22 protein-coding genes are annotated in these 19850 nt (G+C 29.4%); 9 read left to right on the forward strand and 13 right to left on the reverse strand.

Annotated elements, in window-relative coordinates:
- The first annotated feature begins 14 nt into the window (after positions 1 to 14).
- Both purE and ACKI32_RS02905 read left to right on the forward strand, forming a co-directional pair.
- Positions 15 to 1037, forward strand: coding sequence for a 5-(carboxyamino)imidazole ribonucleotide mutase (purE, locus tag ACKI32_RS02900; protein ID WP_407413310.1), 1023 nt, complete (start codon positions 15 to 17; stop codon positions 1035 to 1037).
- A gap of 7 nt (positions 1038 to 1044) precedes the next feature.
- Positions 1045 to 2301 (forward strand): UbiD family decarboxylase, encoded by a 1257-nt coding sequence (locus ACKI32_RS02905; RefSeq protein ID WP_407413312.1) that lies wholly within the window; start codon positions 1045 to 1047, stop codon positions 2299 to 2301.
- A 34-nt stretch (positions 2302 to 2335) separates the two neighbouring features.
- Here the strand turns inward: ACKI32_RS02905 and amrS are convergent, their stop codons facing one another.
- The 5 genes from amrS to ACKI32_RS02930 form a co-directional block, all read right to left on the reverse strand.
- The gene (gene amrS, locus ACKI32_RS02910; RefSeq protein ID WP_407413352.1) at positions 2336 to 3208 is read right to left on the reverse strand and encodes an AmmeMemoRadiSam system radical SAM enzyme; all 873 of its coding nucleotides are present in this window, start codon (positions 3206 to 3208) and stop codon (positions 2336 to 2338) included.
- Positions 3195 to 4118 (reverse strand): thiamine-phosphate kinase, encoded by a 924-nt coding sequence (gene thiL / locus ACKI32_RS02915; RefSeq protein WP_407413314.1) that lies wholly within the window; start codon positions 4116 to 4118, stop codon positions 3195 to 3197. The genes amrS and thiL overlap by 14 nt, the downstream gene beginning before the upstream one ends.
- Before the next feature lie 62 nt (positions 4119 to 4180).
- On the reverse strand, positions 4181 to 4642 hold the full coding sequence (cfbA, locus tag ACKI32_RS02920) for a sirohydrochlorin nickelochelatase (protein ID WP_407413316.1): 462 nt from the start codon (positions 4640 to 4642) through the stop codon (positions 4181 to 4183).
- A gap of 82 nt (positions 4643 to 4724) precedes the next feature.
- Positions 4725 to 5630, reverse strand: coding sequence for a sirohydrochlorin nickelochelatase (cfbA, locus tag ACKI32_RS02925; RefSeq protein WP_407413318.1), 906 nt, complete (start codon positions 5628 to 5630; stop codon positions 4725 to 4727).
- The gene (locus ACKI32_RS02930) at positions 5602 to 6000 is read right to left on the reverse strand and encodes a Zn-ribbon domain-containing OB-fold protein (protein ID WP_407413320.1); all 399 of its coding nucleotides are present in this window, start codon (positions 5998 to 6000) and stop codon (positions 5602 to 5604) included. The genes cfbA (ACKI32_RS02925) and ACKI32_RS02930 overlap by 29 nt, the downstream gene beginning before the upstream one ends.
- A 172-nt stretch (positions 6001 to 6172) precedes the next feature.
- On the opposite strand from ACKI32_RS02930, the gene ACKI32_RS02935 reads away from it, so the two are divergent.
- Complete coding sequence (locus tag ACKI32_RS02935; protein WP_407413322.1) at positions 6173 to 7117, forward strand: hypothetical protein; 945 nt, start codon at positions 6173 to 6175, stop codon at positions 7115 to 7117.
- Complete coding sequence (locus tag ACKI32_RS02940; RefSeq protein ID WP_407413324.1) at positions 7104 to 7949, forward strand: hypothetical protein; 846 nt, start codon at positions 7104 to 7106, stop codon at positions 7947 to 7949. The genes ACKI32_RS02935 and ACKI32_RS02940 overlap by 14 nt, the downstream gene beginning before the upstream one ends.
- Here the strand turns inward: ACKI32_RS02940 and ACKI32_RS02945 are convergent.
- Genes ACKI32_RS02945 through ACKI32_RS02960 form a run of 4 tightly spaced genes read right to left on the reverse strand, consistent with a single transcriptional unit; the run spans position 7946 to position 11440 of the window.
- On the reverse strand, positions 7946 to 9214 hold the full coding sequence (locus ACKI32_RS02945; RefSeq protein WP_407413326.1) for a magnesium transporter: 1269 nt from the start codon (positions 9212 to 9214) through the stop codon (positions 7946 to 7948). The two genes, ACKI32_RS02940 and ACKI32_RS02945, sit on opposite strands and share 4 nt — an antisense overlap.
- Positions 9215 to 9251: 37 nt before the next feature.
- Complete coding sequence (locus ACKI32_RS02950; protein WP_407413328.1) at positions 9252 to 9848, reverse strand: potassium channel family protein; 597 nt, start codon at positions 9846 to 9848, stop codon at positions 9252 to 9254.
- Positions 9849 to 9860: 12 nt separating this feature from the next.
- Positions 9861 to 10934, reverse strand: coding sequence for a precorrin-3B C(17)-methyltransferase (gene cobJ, locus ACKI32_RS02955; RefSeq protein ID WP_407413330.1), 1074 nt, complete (start codon positions 10932 to 10934; stop codon positions 9861 to 9863).
- Positions 10935 to 10942: 8 nt separating this feature from the next.
- On the reverse strand, positions 10943 to 11440 hold the full coding sequence (locus ACKI32_RS02960) for a hypothetical protein (protein WP_407413332.1): 498 nt from the start codon (positions 11438 to 11440) through the stop codon (positions 10943 to 10945).
- Positions 11441 to 11603: 163 nt separating this feature from the next.
- Between ACKI32_RS02960 and ACKI32_RS02965 the strand changes: the two genes are divergently transcribed.
- Together ACKI32_RS02965 and ACKI32_RS02970 are read left to right on the forward strand one after the other, a co-directional pair.
- Positions 11604 to 13250, forward strand: coding sequence for a DNA-directed DNA polymerase II small subunit (locus ACKI32_RS02965; RefSeq protein WP_407413334.1), 1647 nt, complete (start codon positions 11604 to 11606; stop codon positions 13248 to 13250).
- A 13-nt stretch (positions 13251 to 13263) separates the two neighbouring features.
- On the forward strand, positions 13264 to 13851 hold the full coding sequence (locus ACKI32_RS02970) for a class II aldolase/adducin family protein (RefSeq protein WP_407413336.1): 588 nt from the start codon (positions 13264 to 13266) through the stop codon (positions 13849 to 13851).
- Here ACKI32_RS02970 and ACKI32_RS02975 read toward each other — a convergent pair.
- Complete coding sequence (locus ACKI32_RS02975; protein ID WP_407413338.1) at positions 13848 to 14015, reverse strand: CopG family transcriptional regulator; 168 nt, start codon at positions 14013 to 14015, stop codon at positions 13848 to 13850. The genes ACKI32_RS02970 and ACKI32_RS02975 overlap by 4 nt on opposite strands.
- 146 nt (positions 14016 to 14161) lie before the next feature.
- On the opposite strand from ACKI32_RS02975, the gene ACKI32_RS02980 reads away from it, so the two are divergent.
- Positions 14162 to 14407: a UPF0147 family protein gene (locus tag ACKI32_RS02980; RefSeq protein ID WP_407413340.1), complete on the forward strand. Its 246-nt coding sequence runs from the start codon at positions 14162 to 14164 to the stop codon at positions 14405 to 14407.
- A gap of 15 nt (positions 14408 to 14422) precedes the next feature.
- Here the strand turns inward: ACKI32_RS02980 and ACKI32_RS02985 are convergent, their stop codons facing one another.
- Together ACKI32_RS02985 and ACKI32_RS02990 are read right to left on the reverse strand one after the other, a co-directional pair.
- Positions 14423 to 15436 carry a cobalt-precorrin 5A hydrolase gene (locus tag ACKI32_RS02985; RefSeq protein WP_407413342.1) on the reverse strand — a complete coding sequence of 338 codons (1014 nt, stop codon included), beginning with the start codon at positions 15434 to 15436 and terminating at the stop codon, positions 14423 to 14425.
- Positions 15433 to 16458: a cobalamin biosynthesis protein gene (locus ACKI32_RS02990; RefSeq protein ID WP_407413344.1), complete on the reverse strand. Its 1026-nt coding sequence runs from the start codon at positions 16456 to 16458 to the stop codon at positions 15433 to 15435. The genes ACKI32_RS02985 and ACKI32_RS02990 overlap by 4 nt, the downstream gene beginning before the upstream one ends.
- A gap of 63 nt (positions 16459 to 16521) precedes the next feature.
- Between ACKI32_RS02990 and ACKI32_RS02995 the strand changes: the two genes are divergently transcribed.
- On the forward strand, positions 16522 to 17004 hold the full coding sequence (locus tag ACKI32_RS02995; RefSeq protein WP_407413346.1) for a DUF2299 domain-containing protein: 483 nt from the start codon (positions 16522 to 16524) through the stop codon (positions 17002 to 17004).
- Between the two features lie 633 nt (positions 17005 to 17637).
- Positions 17638 to 18801, forward strand: a complete 1164-nt coding sequence (locus tag ACKI32_RS03000) for a Cdc6/Cdc18 family protein (RefSeq protein WP_407413348.1) — start codon at positions 17638 to 17640, stop codon at positions 18799 to 18801.
- On the opposite strand, the gene pyrB is transcribed toward ACKI32_RS03000, so the two are convergent.
- A complete protein-coding gene (gene pyrB, locus ACKI32_RS03005; protein ID WP_407413354.1) occupies positions 18794 to 19729 on the reverse strand; it encodes an aspartate carbamoyltransferase in 936 nt (311 codons plus the stop codon). The two genes, ACKI32_RS03000 and pyrB, sit on opposite strands and share 8 nt — an antisense overlap.
- Positions 19730 to 19850: the final 121 nt, after the last annotated feature.

Raw genomic sequence — 19850 nt, forward strand, 5'->3', positions numbered from 1 at the left:
GAAGGGATTTTTGAATGATACCGAAAATAATGATTATTCTTGGAAGCGGATCAGATATTGCTATAGCAGAAAAAAGCATAGATATTTTAGAAAAACTTGAGATTCCATACAGTCTTAAAATCGCATCGGCTCATAGAACCCCAAACCTTATTCGTGAAATAGTAAAACAAGGTACAGACGCTGGAATCGAAGTATTCATTGGAATTGCAGGACTTGCAGCACACTTGCCAGGTGTAATTGCGGCTTACACTCCAAGACCTGTTATTGGTGTTCCGGTTGATGTTAAAACTGGTGGTGTGGATGCACTTCAATCAATTGTTCAAATGCCATATCCTTCCCCTATTGCAACCGTTGGAATAGACAGAGGAGATAATGCTGCCATATTAGCTGCTCAATTTATTGCTCTTTATGATGAAGAAATTCGCCAAAAAATTATTAATCTAAGAAAAGAATATGCTGAGAAAGTAAAAAGAAGCAACGAAGAAATTATTCAAAAAATTGACAAAAAATTTATTCAAAACGACTTTTTAAGAATTAAAGATTTGGAAATTAAAAAACATATTATTGAAGAGGATGAATCCTGCTCTAAAAACAAAGATGCTGAAGTAGTAATTATTGTTGGAAGGCAAACTGACATGGCAACTGCTAAAAAAGTCAGTGTAATATTGGATAGACTTAAAATTAGCCATGATACCAAAGTAGTATGCCCAATCAGATCCAATCGTAAATTCACTAATTATGTAAAATGTATGAAAAATGCTAAAATATTCATTGGAATCAGTTCCAACTCCTCACAGGTTACCGGTGGAATTGTAGGTCTTACCGACAGACCGGTTATTGGGGTTCCATGTACCAATGAAAATGGTGATGATTATATTCTTACCACTGTAAGTATGCCGCCTGGCGTTCCTGTTGCAACTGTTGGTATAAATAACGGTAAAAATGCTGCAGTACTTGCAGGAGAAATATTATCTATTAATAACCCGGATATTGTTGAGCTTTTAGACAAATTAAAAGATAAAAAAATTAATTTATAGTGATAACATGAACATTAACGATGAAAATATAATCGAAATTACTGAAGAACTTTCAAGCGAATTTGAAGTAGCTAAAGTATTAAGAAAATATCCTAAAGATACTGTAATTATTAAAAACGTGAAAGGATTTGATATGCCTGTTATTTCTGGGATTTGTAATACAAGGGATAAAATAGCTAAATCAATTAACTGTGAAGTTTCTGAAATAACCCAGAAAATCATTAATGGAATGGAAAATCCTATAAAAGTAGATAAATTTACTGATTTTTCAGATTATGATAATTTAGATATTGATTTAGATAAAATTCCTATATTAACCCATTATACAAGAGATGGTGGAGCTTACATTACCGCTGGTGTTGTCTTTGCACGTGACCCTGAAACCGGAATTCAAAACGCTTCAATTCACAGGATGATGGTACTTGACAACAAAAGACTTGTAATTAGAATTGTTCCAAGAAACCTCTATACCTATTTCCAAAATGCCCAAAAACAGGGAAAAGACCTAGACATTGCAATTGCCATTGGAATGGACCCTGCAATTTTACTTGCAAGTACAACCTCAATACCAATTGACTACAATGAAATGGACGTTGCAAATGCATTTAAAGATGGAAACTTAGAGTTAATTAAATGCGGTGATTTGGAAGTTCCTCAAGCAGATATCATCTTGGAAGGTAAAATTTCTGTAAGTGAAACTGTTGCTGAAGGTCCATTTGTCGATTTAACTGATACTTATGATATTATACGTGACCAACCAATCATTAACCTAGAAAAAATGCATATTAAAAAAGATAATCCATATTATCATGCAATTTTACCTGCAGGATTTGAACATAAATTATTACAAGGCCTTCCACAGGAGCCAAGAATATTTAAAGCTGTAAAAAATGCAGTGCCTACAGTTGAAAATGTCGTTTTAACCGAAGGTGGTTGTTGTTGGTTACATGCAGTTGTTTCCATTAGAAAACAAACTGAAGGGGATGGTAAAAACGCTATAATGGCCGCATTATCTGCACACCCTTCACTTAAACACTGTACAGTTGTAGATACTGATGTTGATGTATTTGACGCTGAAGATGTTGAATATGCAATAGCTACACGTGTTAAAGGTGACAGAGACATTATGATTGTTCCAAATGTACGTGGTTCTTCTCTTGATCCTGTAGCTGAAAGTGATGGAACAACCACTAAAATTGGTGTGGATGCAACAAAATCACTTCACACAATTGAAAAATTCGAAAGAGTTAGTTTTTCCGAATAAACTAACTTTTAACTTCTTTTTTTAAATCATTATATTAAATATTACCCAAATGCACATTCTTAATTCCTTTTTTAATAGCTATTTCACGTGCTTTATATAATATTTCAGGTTTTGTTGGTGATATATCATTCATTTTATAATAAGGAAATGCTCTTGAAAAATGAAGCGGTACTTCAGGACCCAGTTCATTTACAACAAAATCACATAACTCACTTATCTCATCAATTGAATCATTATAATCATTGATTATTAAATTTGTAATTTCCAAATGTTTTCCTTCTGTGTGAATCCTTTTTAAATTATCTAAGATAACATCCAAATCTGCACCGCAGACCTTTTTATAAAAATCACTAGACATCGACTTCAAGTCTATATTGAATGCATCGACAAATCCTAAAACTTCCACAATAGATTTGTCTGAAAAGTAACCATTACTGACATAAATGACTTTCAAGTTTTTTTGCCTTGCAAGTAGAGAAGTTTTTTTGTTGAAAGGTAAGTGTATCGTAGGTTCATTATAGGTCCAAGCAATTGACTTGCAATTATAGTTAAGTGCATTTTCCACAATCGCTTCTGGTGTTATTTTAATACCTCTAGAATATTTATCATATTCTTGGGATATCATGTAGTTCTGGCAGTGCAAACATGTCATGTTACACCCAAAACCACCAATTGAGTATGTAAAAGTCCTAGGTAAAAAATGATGCAGTGGCTTTTTTTCAATTGGATCTGGACTTAAAGATGACACTAACCCGTAAGATTCATCAAACAATTCACCATTGATGTTTTTGTGTTGGCGACAAACTCCAAAATATCCATCGGCTATTTTACAATAATTAGCACAAATCTCACATCTCACTTTTCGTGTTTTAGAACTTTTTTTATAAAGGTCATTAGTCACTAACATAATGCTCATAGCCCTTATTTTTGATATTTACAACAAAACCATTTTCCAAATTAATCTCAACAACATCAGAGTCTGTTACCTCGCCAATTACCCTACAATCAATTGGTAATTTTCCTAAATTCTCTTTTGATATTGTAAAAAGTAATTCAAAATCTTCCCCAACATGTAAAATTAAATCAAGATAATCTAAGTCTAAATCTTCTGCAAGCTGTTTATATTCATCAGAAATTTCAAGCATATCTTCATGAATCATGAATCCAAAGCCTTCTTTTTTTATCCCATATAACTCACTTGCAAGTCCATCTGTAATATCGGTTGCGGATGTGGCAAAATCTTTTAAAACAATACCTTCTTTAAGTCTTGCTTTTGGCTTTAGGGCTTTTTTAACATAAATATTATCTAAGACATCTAACTTGAAGCCTAAAGCTGCAAGGCCAATATCACCAGTAATGGCTATCAAATCACCTTCATTATAGGTATCCTTCATTAATGGCTTATCACTACATCCCAATGCTGTTCCGGATATGATAATCTCTGAAGCTTCGTTGGTGTCACCACCAATTAAGGGAATTGAATAATATTCGCAAGCTTTTAAAACACCATCAAGTATTTCTTTAAATGAATCTAATTTTAAATCCTTAGAAATAGCAATTGACAATAAAAATCCTAAAGGTTTAGCTCCCATTGCTGCAAGATCACTTACATTAACGGTTACAGCTTTAAAACCCATGTCAAAATAAGACATATTATCCGGAAAATGTCTTGACTGAATAAGCATGTCACATGTTGAAATCAAATTTGTTGAATTAAACTCTGTTATTGCTGTATCATCCGGAGTAATATCTTTAGAATTAGCAATAATGTATTTAACTAATTCTTTTTCACCAATATCAGAGACTTTAAGAGTCATGAATATTAATATAAATTTTAAAATAAATAAATCTTAACAAAAAAAGTAGAAAAGTGTTCAGATTATAAGTAATCTGAAACTCTGTCTTTAATAATTTCATACATACGTTTGTCAATACCGAGAGGGTCAGTTAAAATGATTTCACCATCAAATTCAACTTCCTCATCATCGTGGTCATGATGGTGGTGATGATGATGCCCGTGATGATGGTGGTGATGATGACCATGGTCATCTTCCTCAAAATCACTTTCAATACCAAGTAATTGTGGAATATCCCTTTTAGTATGAAGTCCATGAGCTACAAACACAGGTACAACAATTATCTTATCTAAATCATTTTCAGATGTTAATTTTTTAATTGTTTCAGGAATACCCGGCTTTCTTATTTCCATAAAACCGTATTCCACGATAGCATCTGGAAATTCTTCTAAATACATTTCTTTATAAGCTTTAATAACATCTTCACCATCGTCCAATCTAGAACCATGTGATAATAATAAAATTCCGGTTTTTTTATCAGCCATATTTAACACCAATTATAAGTTTTATATTAAATTTCTTTAAGTAATCTTGATTAAAAAATTTTTCAAAAAAATATATGAAAAATTATAATTTTTCATTTACCATGTCAATTAAAATATCGATTAAAATATCATCTGCTTTAATAGGTTCAGGATAGAGAATTTCTCCATCAAAATCCACAGGAGTTAGGTCATGTACATGGTCATGATCTCCATGGTCATGTGAGTGCTCATGTTCGTGATCTTCAAGGAATCCTAAAATATGCGGAATATCATGTGTTGTATGCATTCCTGGAGCAATAAACACTGGAACAACAACTAATCTATCAATATCATTCTCATCCGCTAATTTATTGATAGATTCCGGGATGCTAGGACCACATAACTCCATAAATCCAAAACTTGAAGGTAAACTGCAAGTTTTTTCAAATTTATCATATAATTCAGTTGCAAATTCTTTATTATAATTCAATCTAGAACCATGGGTAACAAGTAAAATTCCAGTCTTTGCATCGTCGTCTAATTCGGACTCTGATAAAGCTTCTGAAATTCTTTTATCAATAATATCTAAAAGTTCATCACGAGGCCCAATTGAACTTAATAGCTCAATTTCACCATCAAAATCAACATCATCGGCTATTGATAAGTAGTGTTCAGCTGGATAATTTCCATCAGGACATCTTGGATCAATTTCTAATGGTTCTAATCCAAGTAAAGTTGGAATATCAATATTTGTATGAATACCTGGAGCTAAAAATACTGGAAGCGCAATAATTTTATTCAAATCATCGACTTCTTCTTTTAAAATTTCAACAGCACCAGCAATAGTAGGTTTGGAAACTTTCATGTAACCTATTTCAGCTGCAAGGCCTGATTTATTTATGAACTTTTCTTTTATTTCTGTAAATACTTCTTCAGCGAAAGGTAATGTACTTCCATGACTTACAAGAATTACAGCAGTATTATTTGATAACTTTGAATTTGTATCCATAAGAGATAACTCCGTCTTTTCCATCCTCTCTAATTTTTCTGAATACCATTTCTACATCGTCACCGATTTCAAGTGATTCAACATCACAATCTACAAGTTGTGAAGTTAATTTTGCACCTTCTTCGAGTTCGATTACAGCTACAGCATATGGAGCTGATTTTTTAAAATCATCTGGTGCGGATCTAATTACAGAATAAGTATATATTTTTCCTTTTCCTGAAAATTGGAATGGTTCGAGATTACCTTTTCTCCTACAATTAGGACAAACTACACGTGATGGGAAGAATAACTCACCACATGTGGTACATTTAGAACCAATTAAATTATATCTTTGTTGAATATGACGCCATGTTCTTACAGTATCTGACATGTTAATCCTCCATATATTTTTAATAAGTATAATTTATTGACAATAATATAAATAACTATTTTTTTTATTACTATTTTTTTTGAATTTTCAAAAATAGTAATATGTTTTTGTGCAAAATCACAAAGTCGCACTTGCAAAATAAATTTATAAATTACATGTCAAATTTTTAAAAATGAAAATCGACTCTAAAGGAAATATAATCATAGGTAGTACTGCAATTTTAATTGTAGTATTGCTATTACTCTGTATTTTTATTGTAACTACATTAAATTACATTGAACATGGAAATATTGACTTTCAATCAAATGATAATTTTAAATATATTGTTGAAGATTACTCTAAAAACTTAGAAATTGTTGAAAGAGAATCACTTGCTGAAGTAACACAAAAAGCTTTTGACGGATGGCCTATTTTTAACAGTGAAAAAGAAATAAAAAATAAACTAGACAATCATTTAAAAGAAATAAACGTCGAATATGAAAAAAAATACGATGTTAAAATTACATCTGAGGTTTTATCTGTTGAAAATAGTGATTCACCTTGGAATTTGCTTTTTAAAGTTAAATTAAATATTCAAAAAGATGATGAAAGTTACTCTGATATTGTAGAAAAGCTAGTTTCTGTTGAAGGCCTAAGAGATCCTCTTCCAATAGCCAAACTAACCGTAGCATCTGGAATCTTAACCTATGGTAATAAATATCATTACGGAACTGCTTTAGCGGGATATATGGTTTTACACAATTTAAAATCGCCTGAATCTTATATTGAAGCCACAGCACCACTTATAATAAAAAAATGTCCATATGACCCTTATACTCATCATGGAGATCCTGGTGTTTTAAAAGACTGCCTTAAAAATGGTTACTTTCATGAAAGTGCTGATGGAAGTTGTTATTTATGCCGCCTAGAAGGAGATGGGAAATGTCCACACTATGGATTTGAAGTATTTATTCAAACTCACACCCCTCTTAAAAATGAATCTTTATCTTGTTCTGACCATGTTGTCTTTAGCGACCACTATAATGGTCAAAAAATTGATGAAAACGATTGGAATAGTCTAATTTTAGACAGTTCCCATAGGAAAAAATACGGACTGATAGAAAATGAAACTTATTGAAATAGGAATAATATTAATAATTTTATTAATGATAATTGGAGCTGTTCTAACATTTAGTGAAGATATGACAGGTAAAGTTACAAAAACACAAGAAACACAACACTTTGAAATACTAAGTTCTGAAGTAGTTGATAATTTAATAAATAATCCCGGAAATCCAGAAAACTGGGAGGAATATGAAAAAGGAACACCTGGCCTTGCAATTATAAATGAAAACGGGGAAGTTATGCCGAATAGTGTGTCTTATTTAAAATTTATGGTTTTAGGAAAGAACTATAAAAAATTGGTCTTTGATAAATTATTCAACTTAAAACTAAAATCGTCTATGGAGTTATCCCCACTAAAGAGCAGTATTTCAAGTGTAAAAATAGGTGAAGATACCTCTTCAAATAACATTTATACAGTAAATAGACTTGTTAAATGTGATTTTTTTAAAAAATATGTTATAAAGGACTTTCAAAATCCTGGAAAATGTAATCACAATCATAATCAAGAAATGAATGGCTGTAATTACTTTAAAATCTTTAAAGGAAATTTAAAAAATTCAGATTATTATCTAATAATAGAAGATAATGAAGACTTAAACTACTTTATAGATACAACACAAGATAAAGGCGAAGAAGATTGGATTGCACCCTACTCAAAAACAATTTATCTTAATGATAAAATAGATTTCCACAAAGATACAAGTGAAATAGTATTTATTCACATTGATAAAATACATCCCAAGGCCGTTATAGTCTCCATTCCAAAAAATTTTGATAAAAATTACTTAAATTACGATTATTTTACCATAAATGAATGTAAATTCATATTAAAAGCAGGATTTTAAATCAAAACACCCAATAAAAGTAGGGATATTGAAATTAAAACCAAACTTGAAATTGAATCTGTGATACTGGTTGAAATTGGAATAACAATATTATCTGGATCTAAATTCTTATTGTATGAAGTAATTGAAACATAATAAACAAGAATTACCATTATTGTAACTAAGATTAGTCCTGATACTAAACTAATTGATATAATTTTATCAAAACCAACTCCAATAGTTCCAAGTGCAATTGATGATGATTCAGCTAAAAATCCAATGAATGGGAATACAATAATTGCTAAAATAAAGCAAATGATAAAGTTATGAATTGTATTTCCTTTAGGTTTTCTTAATGGTTCAATTAAACCAGAGTGAAGGCCTGAAGATAATCTAGCTCCTAAAATACTAATTAAACTTCCACTTTCACCTGAAAATAGAGGAATTAAAGTTAATAGACTTGGATTTGTTAGTAATGTTTCAACAGAACTGTTTAGGATTCCACCAGCAGAACCTCCTAAAAAGGAGCATAAAAGTAAAATTGGTGTAGATTGTCTTAAAATAGTTTTTGTTTCATCAGATAACCTATAACAATAAATAAAACTTATTAAAACAGCAATTAATAAAATTACAAGAACCACATCTTTAACTAGGATATTTATATCTAAATAATTTAGAATAAAAGTTGATAAAATAATAGCTGGTAGAGTAAATAAATCTCCAAAAGCAGCTATAATTGGACTTGTAATATTATCAGGATCCCAACCATGTTTAAAGCTTTTAAATGAAACTATCATTGTAATTGGAAGCATGATTAAATTTGAAATAATACCTGCTATTGTACAAATCAATATAAAATCAATTATTGACATTGATGGATAGTGTAGCAAAAGACAGAATATCTTAGCCACTATTCCTAAAAATATTGATAGAACCAATGTTAAAACAAATGATGAGAATATATTGTAATTTAATTGTTCTGAAAATTCAAATTCAGGTGCTATTAAACCAATGTGAAGGTTTGTTGACAACCTTGATGCAAAAGAACCGAATATATTTCCCCTCATTCCAATTGCTCCAGGAATTATAACCAAAAGTCCTGGAAATGTTTCGAGGAAAAATGTCATTTTGCCTAAAATTATACCTGCGATTAAATCTCCAACAGCACAAATAAAAAGAGCAATTAAACCTTCTTTAATTGTAAATTTATGAACATTATAAAAATCAGAGATTGCTGATGCGGATAGTGAACTGCGAATCTTCTTCTGCGGATTTTTTTCCTTCATAAAAATCACTACCCCCAATCATTTTTATCACTCTAATTTAATCTTCATCTAATTCTTCTGGAATATCATCTAATGAACAGGCCCCTGTTGCAAGTTTTTCTAATAACTCAGCACCAGCTTCTGTTCCTTTTAAAATTAATGTATCATTAGCTAAAAGTGTAGTATGTTTATCTGGACCATAAATCCAAGATATACCTCTTCTAATAGCAATTACTCTCATACCTGTACGGTTTACTAAAAGCAAATCTCCTAAAGTATTATTTGCAAGTTCAGATGACTCGTCAATTGTAACTCTAACAATGCTTTTATCTGATTCTTCCATAACCATTTTAAATACTGGATGTGGCTTAAATCCAGTAATCACTAAATCAGCTAAATCTTTTGCTGCATTTGCTATACTTTCAGCAGCTTCTGCAATTTCAAGTAAAGCGGTTAATTTTTCTGCATCTTCATAAGACCGTGCAGCAACCAATGATTCTTTCTTGATTTCGTAATTCATTGCATTAACTTTATTTTCAAGTTCTATAACTTCTTCAGCTGCAGCTTTACTATTAAATAAAACAGCCGAATAGGCTAAATCTACCATGAGTTCCGACAAATTTTTCATTTCAATTAAAAGGTTTTTGATTGACAATTAAATTACCTCTTACAAATCATTTGGATTATTCTTTAACAAACATGCTCTTCTCATCTTCAACAATGTTTTTTTCTTTGTTTTTAAATCTTCAACTTCTTCTAAAATGTTTTCCAAAGGCTCTCTTAAGCATTCAACTGCTTCTTTTTCATGTAACCACATGCAATCTTTACAATTCCAAACACCTTTGCCTTTAATCCATTCCCCTCCAGTTGAAGAATCTCCGCAAGGATAGAATGGGCAATAACAAAAGTCACAGTATTGACCATCCCAATGACATGGATAGAATTCACAGTCTCTATTTGGACCATGCCCTATTTCTCCATTTAAAAATTTTTCATAATGATTTTGTGATAAAGGATGAATTTTAGACCTTATAACATAACCTCTTGGGGTAATTAACTTATCTTCCTGAATATAAGTTAAATCGTTTCCAACAATTAAAGTACAGGACATATTAACAATGTCTTCGGTTAAATCTTTGATTTTAACTATTGTTTCTTTTGGAGGCTCATAAGCACTATCTACAATACCAATTAATGCATTTTCACCTTTAACATCTAAAACACATTTTTTAAATCTTCTAAAAGGTTCTTTACGTGTCTTACTAATTGGATTATATATTGCAACAATTAAATTAGCTTCAAGTGCATACTTTAACTTTTTTTCTATCTCAGATAAAGGAGTTAAAATATTACTTAAACTGATTGCTGCAAAATCATTTAAAGGTGCACCAAGATGGCTTGATGCATAATTTAGTGCAGATACACCAGGATAAACCTTAATATCAACATCATCATATTTGCTGACAATCTGATATAATACATTTGCCATTCCAAAGACACCTGGATCTCCAGAACTAATTAATGATACGGTTTGGCCTTCTTTACTTTTTTGAATAGCAAACTCAGCCCTAGCTATCTCATCACCCATACCTTTTTTGATAATTTCCTTATCAGCAATTAAATCCTCAATTTGGTTAATGTATTTTTTATAACCGATAATAACATCAGATTCTTCAATAGCCTTTATGGCACCTAAAGTCATGTTTTGCCTATTTTGACCAATACCGATTACGTTAATCATTTAAACCACTAATATAATTTTAATACTGAAGTTATAACCATTGTATTTGTGTCAACCATTAGTCCTGTTCCTCTATATGCAGCATTACCTTGGGCAATCAACTTATATGAAGGATCTTGACTAATAATTATTTGACCAGATGTTGAATTTGGAGACGCATAACCTAAAGCTTCAATAGTAACCGTTAAGTTTTCATTATCAGTATCATCGTAAGTACTGACATTTAATGAATCAATATTAACACCATCAACTTTAGACAGCTCTTCCAGCTGTAAAGCAACATCCTTTTTATTAGAAATATTTATTGGAGTTGGGTCTTTAACTAAAACATCATTAACTTTTTCAGGACTGAAAATTGAAGTAATTTTTTCAATTTGCATATCAACTAATCCTGGAACGTTAGGAGGTTCAGCAGTTACAATTGTATATGAACTAATTAACCCTACTTCAAAAAATATAATAAATACAACAATTATTAAGATAATTCTAACAATTTTATTCGCCATTTTATCACAATCATTTTTTCAATAGGTTACTATAATACTGTTAATTCTTTTTTTAATATATAATAAACATTACTAATCATGTTGAATTTTACAAGTTAAAATCAAAATTGAAAAAAATAATTCTCAAAGTTTATTAATATAGAAATTTAAAATTTTAATTGATATGTCAACAAATAAAATCTTATTAAAATTTGCAAAAAAAGGAATTAACCTATCACCAGAAGCTTACAATACTGTTATTAATGCAGATAATCCTATAGATTTTGCATCATCTTTAATAGTTAAGTTAAAAAGCGATAAATTTACATCAAAAGATTTGGTGTCTGTTAGTGGTGATGTTGTTGATGAAATTACTGGTGTTAAAAAAACCGGTGAAAATAAAACTCAAAAAACTTTAACAGAAGATAGTGAAGTTAAAAAAGAAGTTGAAGTAAAAACACCACCAAAAGAAATTAAAAAGACTTCAATGGATGAATTCAAAAAAGATTCAGATATAAAGGAAAAACATGTTAATGAAGAGATTCTCGAAGCTTCAGAAACTGTTAAAGATGAAAAAATATCATTTAAAAGAAATGAACAAAAAACTAATGTAAAATATGATTTTAAAATCTTGCAAGACACTAGTAAAAAATCTTACACTAGTGGTGAACTTGAAAACTTAATTGCTTATTTTAAAAGTAGATATGAAAAACTATCTGCAATCTTGCAAAAAAGGCCTGAACTCAGGAATTTCACTAAAATAGCTGATATTGATGATTCACAAGACACTTTAACATTAATTTTAATGGTTCGTGAAATCAGATCAAGTAAAAACGGCCATAAAATTGTTGAATTTGAAGATGATACTGGAACAATATCAATATTATTCTCAAATAAAAAAGAGGAACTATTCGCTGAAGCCGAAAAACTTGTAAAGGATGAAGTTATTGGTGTTATCGCTAATAAAAGTGATGATTCTAACTTTGCATTTGGCCAACAACTCATTAATCCTGGTGTTATAAGAGTTCCTGAAAAGAAAATGGACTTTGGAATTGTTTTCTTATCTGATGTTCATATTGGAAGTTTAACATTTCTAGAAGATGCATTTTCAAGATTTATAGATTGGATTAACTGTGAATACGGTAGTGAAGAACAAAGAAGAATAGCTGAAGATGTTAAATATCTTATTATTGGTGGAGATATTGTAGATGGTATCGGTGTATATCCAAATCAAGAAAAAGAATTAGCAATTAAAGACATTACACAACAATACAACGAAGCAGCTAAATTTTTAGGAAATATCAGAAGTGATATTAAGATAATTATCGCTCCTGGAAACCACGATGCTTCTAGAGTTGCTGAACCTCAACCAGCTGTTCCTGAGGAATATGCTAAAGCATTATATCAGCTTGATAATGTAGAATTTATATCAAACCCTGGTGTTGTATCTTTAGATGGAATAAATGTCTTAATTTACCATGGCCGTAGTTTTGATGATTTGGTGATGGCCATTAAAGGATTTACACATGAAAGAAATGATTTGTTAATGGAAGAATTACTTAAAAAAAGACATTTAGCACCAATTTATGGTGAAAGAACTCCATTAGCTTCAGAACTTGAAGATTATCTTGTTATCGATGAACTTCCAGATGTTTTCCACACTGGTCACGTTCACATTAATACTTATAAAAAATTTAAGGGAATTCATTTAATCAATTCAGGTACATTCCAGACTCAAACAGAATTCCAAAAAATCTATAATATTGAACCAACTCCTGCTGAAGTACCAGTTCTTCATAAAGGAAAATATAAACATTTAAAATTTATATAAAAGAGGTTATTTGATGAAAAAAAACATTGCTGAGATTATCGAAGTTTCTAATGAAGTCTATGATAAAGGATTAGTTTCTGGAAAATCAGGAAATATTAGCGTTAGGTTTAAAAAAGATGAAAAAGACTTAATTGCTATTACTCCAACTTTAAAATCATTATCAGATTTATGCGAAGAAGATATTGTCTTGGTTGATATTGATGGTAACATTTTAACAAAAGGTAAACCCTCTTCTGAAGTTAATATGCACTTAGAGATATATAAAAAAAGATCTGACGTTAATGCTATTGTTCATACCCACTCTCCATATGCAACTGGATTTGCATTTTCATCTAAAAGACTTAAAAGACTCGAAGGTTTCGGTGCTATAAAATCTCCATATCTTTCTTATATTGAATATGAAAAACCAGGAACCGATGAACTTGCTAAAAGTGCCAGTGAAGGACTTGGAAATGAAGATGTATTAATCTTGAAAAATCATGGTGTGATTTGTGTAAGTGATTGTCTAAAAGAAGCTAAATTACTTGCAGTTTTCGTTGAAGAGACTGCAAAAACTCAATTTATTACTTATATGTTAAATTCAGTAGAAGATATTGTTTAATCTTCATCTGATTCAACAACTGTATTTGTTCTTTTTTCGTATCCTTCTTCAATCATTTCAATGATTAAACCTGATAAAGAAGTGTCATTATCAATTGCTAATTTTTTTAATTCTTTTTTTAACTCTACTGGTAAATTTATTGTTGTTTTACTTATATCTGACATAATATATAATTGCATTTTAAACTAATATATATTTTTCTACAAAAATATAATTGATTTACCAAAAAATATTTAAAGTGATTGTAAACAAATATATTATTTAATACTTTATTTACTTGTTTTTAATAATTCATTTTGGAGGGAGAATTATGAGTAATCAGATTGATGAGGTATGTGAAATTTTAGAATACATTGCAGACAATAACACTGTTCCTCGTAACATTAGAGAAGCTGCTAGTGATTCTAGTAAATTATTAAAAGATGATGAACAGGATCAATCCGTAAGAATAAGTACTGTTCTTGGAAAATTAGATGAAATCAGTAATGACCCTAATATTCCAGTTCATGCAAGAACTTTAATTTGGGAAGTTCTTTCTAAATTAGAATCAATCTAATTTAGCTTTTTTCTTTTATTTTGAAATAGCAATTGCTATTGTAACACCACTATAAGACGTTTTTTTATATATTAATTTTGAATCAAATCCTGCAGAAATTAAAGCTGAAGGTTCACAAACGCCATAAATTCCAAATTTTGAAAAAACAAATTCTGATTTTTCCACATCATTTGACTTAAATAATTTTAATTTGTCAAGTTCAACGAAATTAACAGGAATATTTAACTTTTTAGATAGTTTTAGAATTCCTTCTTCATCTTTTTTAATTTCAGCAGATGATAACATGTTAATTCTTGATTTATCTATATTTAAATCATTTATTGAATTCATTAATCCTTCATAAATGTATTCACACTCTTTACCACGTCTACAACCGATTCCAATAACCAATTTTTTCTCTTTTAATATTAATTCATGGTCATCTAAACTAACTAAAATCTCATCCATTTCCATTTTTGATGAATAGTAAATTGAAACATTGATTTCAAGTGTATTATTATTTAAATAATTGAACAAATAATCAAATTTTTTATTTGGATTTACTGTAAGAAAAATCTCACGACCCTCTAAAATTGCTTTGTTAAAAAATAAAATCTCTTTTGTATTATCTATTGATAAATATAAATCTTGAGCTAAAACATCAATTCCTAACTTATTGTTAACATCAGTGGATGTTGTAATAACTGGTGTTGCATCAATTAAAGAGGATACTTTCTTTGTTAATTTATTTGCTCCTCCAAGATGGCCTGATAATGTTGATATAACAAATTCTCCATTATCATCAATGTTTAAGATTGCAGGATCGCTAACTTTAGATTCAATTAATGAGGCAATTGATCTAATCAATATTCCAGAAGCCATTATGGCAATTATTGCATCATATTCATCAAATAAAATTGGAAAATACTTTTTAACATTTTTATGATACAAATCAGCTTTAATAATTGTTGAATCATTGTTTAATTTTTCCTTTAAATCTAAAGCTAATTTTTTACCCTTATCTGAAACAGAAATGATAGCTATTTTCATAATATCACATATACTAATGTAAATAAAACAACCATAATAATTGTAAATAAAATAATTGTTAATTTTGACAATTTAACAGCTTTTGAAATGTCATCAGCTATTATAACTTTATTATCATCACCTAAAATATATGTATCCTTTTTAATTAATTGAATGTTTAATGCTCCAGCTGCAGATGCCATTGTGTAACCAGAATTTGGGGATGGGCATTTTCTTGCATCTCTCATCATTACTTTAAAACTGTTTTTTCCATCCAAATTAAGCAAATATGCAGAAACAACAACTAATAAACCTGATATCCTTGCAGGAATATAATTTAAAACATCATCCAATTTTGCTGGAACATAACCAATGTATCTTAGTTCATCATTTTGGTAACCAAGCATTGCATCCATAGTATTTGAAGCTCTATATAATACTGGAATTAATAAAAGATAATATAAATAATCATTTATTGGATTTATTAATATTATTATTGCAAAAATAAAGAAATAAAATACAGGAGCAACATATGAATCAGTTATATTTTCTGTAAGACTTTCAATTACAGCTGAAACTATAAAACTTTCTGTTAACTCATCAGTGTCTCTGCTAACCAGGTATGAAACTGATTTTCTGGCTTTATCAATACTTTCATTTAAGTCGTTTTTAACGTCAACTGCTGTTTGTAAAAGCATATTAACAGAATAAGTAGATGACAAAAGTATTGCAAATACTATAAATAATAATATTAGATTTACTGATGAAATCAAATAAATTAAATATAAAATTAATGAAACAACAGCAAATACCAGCAGAACAACGAATAATCCAGATGTTTTATTCTTCATTTTAATAAAAATGTTTTTAAAAAAATTAATTATTGATCCTATGATTACAACAGGGTGAATTTTACCTGGAATTTCACCAAATATTATGTCAATTCCAAGTGATACAAACAATGTCAATATAATAAATAAAAATAATTTAAATGAAACAATACTACTAACATTTGTTAATAATAATCCATTGTAATCAATCATACTTTATTATATATAATAAAAAAATAAATATTTTATTATAAATTGACTAAAACGATGATGCTTATGGAAATCGAAGAAACAATAAAAAATTGGTTAGTTGACGAAGGATTCTTAAGAGAAAAGAAATATGATGAAAATGCTGAATTTCATTTTATAGTTGAATTTCCAAAAGACAATATAATGGATGTTGTTAAACCAAAAGGAAAAGACTGTATCGTTATTGCTTGTGCTACACAGGTTTCACCTGAACATATAAACTTAATGACACAAGCTGAACCAAAAACTCAAAAAAGTTTTATTCTTGATTTAAACTTTGGTTTAAATAAATTCTTGGTTGATTATGAACTTCAAGTAAACCAGAACATTTTACAGCAGTTCATTATTACTGATCAAATATTTGAAGATGGATTAACAAAAAATGAATTTATTAGAACATTAAAAAGAGTATTTAAATCAAAATTACATTGTATTTGGTTAATCGACAAAAAATTCGGAAGCGTATCACCTCAGCAAAAACCTGATAATGAAAACAGCATGTTTGTCTAGAGAGGGAGAGGTACGTTTCAAGTATAACGTTTTCGAAGCTTTTGTAAGAATGAAGAGGTATATTTCATCTGTAACACTTGAAATCTATCTCCACTATTTTTCTTTTGTTTTATTATTTATTTGTTTTAAAATGTTTTTTTTGTCATTATAATGATTCATATTCTTTTTTCAATTCACTTACACTTGAAATTCATCTCTTGATTTTCGGATTTTGTATGAAATATGTTTCACTTGAAATACATGTCTCTCTCTTTGTTTTAAATCATGATAAATTTTTCAAAAACAAGGCCATTTAGGCGATTTAAGGCAGTAAAATTCATGTTTTTTTCTAAAATTTACACTTGAAAAAGTTATTTTATATTTGAAATAATACCATTTCATTTTCATAATTTAATTAATGTATTTCACTTTAAATCTTTTTTAATAGAAATTTAATTGATTATATTAATAAATATTAATTTTATAATAGTTATTTGTATTTTAAAATCTTTTAGATGAGATAAATTTTTTTGAATTTATCAATTTTAATAAGAATTTGTGAAATTGTAATAAAAACCTTTATTTATGATACATTTTATAATAATAACACTGGAAATTATACTAATATTTTTTTTTAATTTTTAAGGTGGAAATATGTCAAATATTTTTGAAGACTTAGAAAGTAATGAAGCTATGACTCATACTATTTTCAAGGATAAACGTCCTTTAGATCATAGATTCTTACCTGATAAACTAGTTCACAGAGAAGAACAAATAAGACAGATAGCGAAATACTGGGTGGATGTTTTAAATAATGTGACACCATCTAATGTAACTTTATACGGTAAAACAGGAACTGGTAAAACTGCAGCATCAAAATTTGCACGTGAACAACTTATTGACATTGCTAATAAGAAAAATGTTTTTGTTAAAGTAGAATATATCAGATGCACTGATTATACCACAGAATACCAGGTACTTGCCCAATTGTGTAACAAACTTGGACGGGATGTTCCTAATCGTGGTTGGACCAAAGGTGAAGTTGTAAACACATTTAGAGATATTTTTAAAACAAATGCTTTTGGTAGAAAATTACATTTAATTGTTATTTTAGACGAAATTGATATTTTACTTGATAAAGACGGAGATGGAATATTATACACATTAACAAGAACAGACAATGTTTCAGTTTTATGTATTAGTAATTACCTAGACTTTAAAAATTTAATCAAATCAAGGGTAACCAGTAGTTTAAATGATAAAGAAATTGTTTTTCCACCTTATGGAGCAGATCAACTATCTGATATATTGTCTGAAAGGGCAGAATTATCTTTTTGCGATGGTGTTTTAGAAAGTGATGTAATACCTTTATGTTCAGCAATGGCTGCTAAAGAAGAAGGTGATGCAAGATATGCTCTGGATTTACTTAAAAATGCTGGTGAACTAGCTTTTGATGAAGATTCTAAAAAAGTTGAAAGTGATCATGTAAAAAGAGCAAAAGAAAGAATTGAACACAATAAAGTTAGTGAAATCATTTCTACTTTACCACTTCAACAACAAAGAGTATTAGAATCTATTTTAAATTTAACAAAACAGGATGAGGAAATAACTTCTGGTAAGCTTTATGATGCTTACAAAGACATTTCTAAAAAAGACGCTGTTACTTACAGAAGAATATTTGACTTTATCAACGAACTTGAAATGTTAGGTATTATTTCCACAAATACTATTTCACGTGGTCGTGGAAAAGGAAGAACCAACATTATTAAACTTCAATGTGATGAAGAATTACTTGAAACAACCCTTTACACTATTTAGGGTTGTTTTTAATCAATATTTTTAAAATAGCCATTCTCACAGGAACAGCATTAGCTGCTTGAGTGTAATACTTGTTATATTTGGTATTATCAACATCACCGTCAATTTCATCAATTCTTGGCAATGGATGCATTACAATAACATCTTTTCCTTCAAGCATTTTTTTATTGATTATATAAGCACCTTTTATTTTTAAATAATCATCAATATCACCAAAACGCTCTTTTTGGATTCTTGTTACATATAAAACATCAACATCATCAATAATCTCTTCAATAGAAGAAGCTTCTTTTAATGTGATATTTGTTTTATTCATGTCATGTAGCACTTCATCAGGCATTTTTAGCTCTGGTGGTGAAACTAGATATATTGTCACATTATTGTATAATCCCAAAGCGTTGGATAATGAATGGACGGTACGTCCGAATTTTAAATCACCAATTAAAGCGATTTTTAAATTATCGATTTCACCGATTTCTTTTTTAATTGTATATAAATCTAATAATGTTTGAGTAGGGTGTTGACCAGCTCCATCTCCAGCATTGATAACTGGGACATCAACAATATCTGAAATAAATTTTGACACACCTTCAAGTTCGTGTCTTATAACTAAAGCATCACTATATCCTTCAAACATTTTTGCAGTATCTGCGATACTCTCACCTTTTGATACAGAACTTGATCCACTGTTTTCAAAACCTATGCAGTCTCCTCCCAAACGTTTCATTGAAGTTTCAAAGGATATTTTTGTTCTTGTGGATGGTTCGAAAAACATTAAACCAAGAAGTTTACCTTTTAACTCTTCAGATATTTCTCTTGATTTAGCCACGGTTTCTAGTTTTGAAGCTTCATCCAAGATGTATTCAATGTCATTTCTTTCGAAATCTTTAATTGAAATTATGTTTTTTAATTTAAAAATTCTAATCAACCCTTTTTTCAATCATATCATTTATATAATCGGCAAATTTATCAATTTCAACAATGTTTAAAACGGGAAGACTTTTTCCCTCTTTATTATAATTGTTAATCATATTATTTATTTTTCTTTT

Origin of the sequence: Methanobrevibacter sp. (genome assembly GCF_045611865.1) — an archaeon.
GTDB lineage: Archaea > Methanobacteriota > Methanobacteria > Methanobacteriales > Methanobacteriaceae > Methanocatella.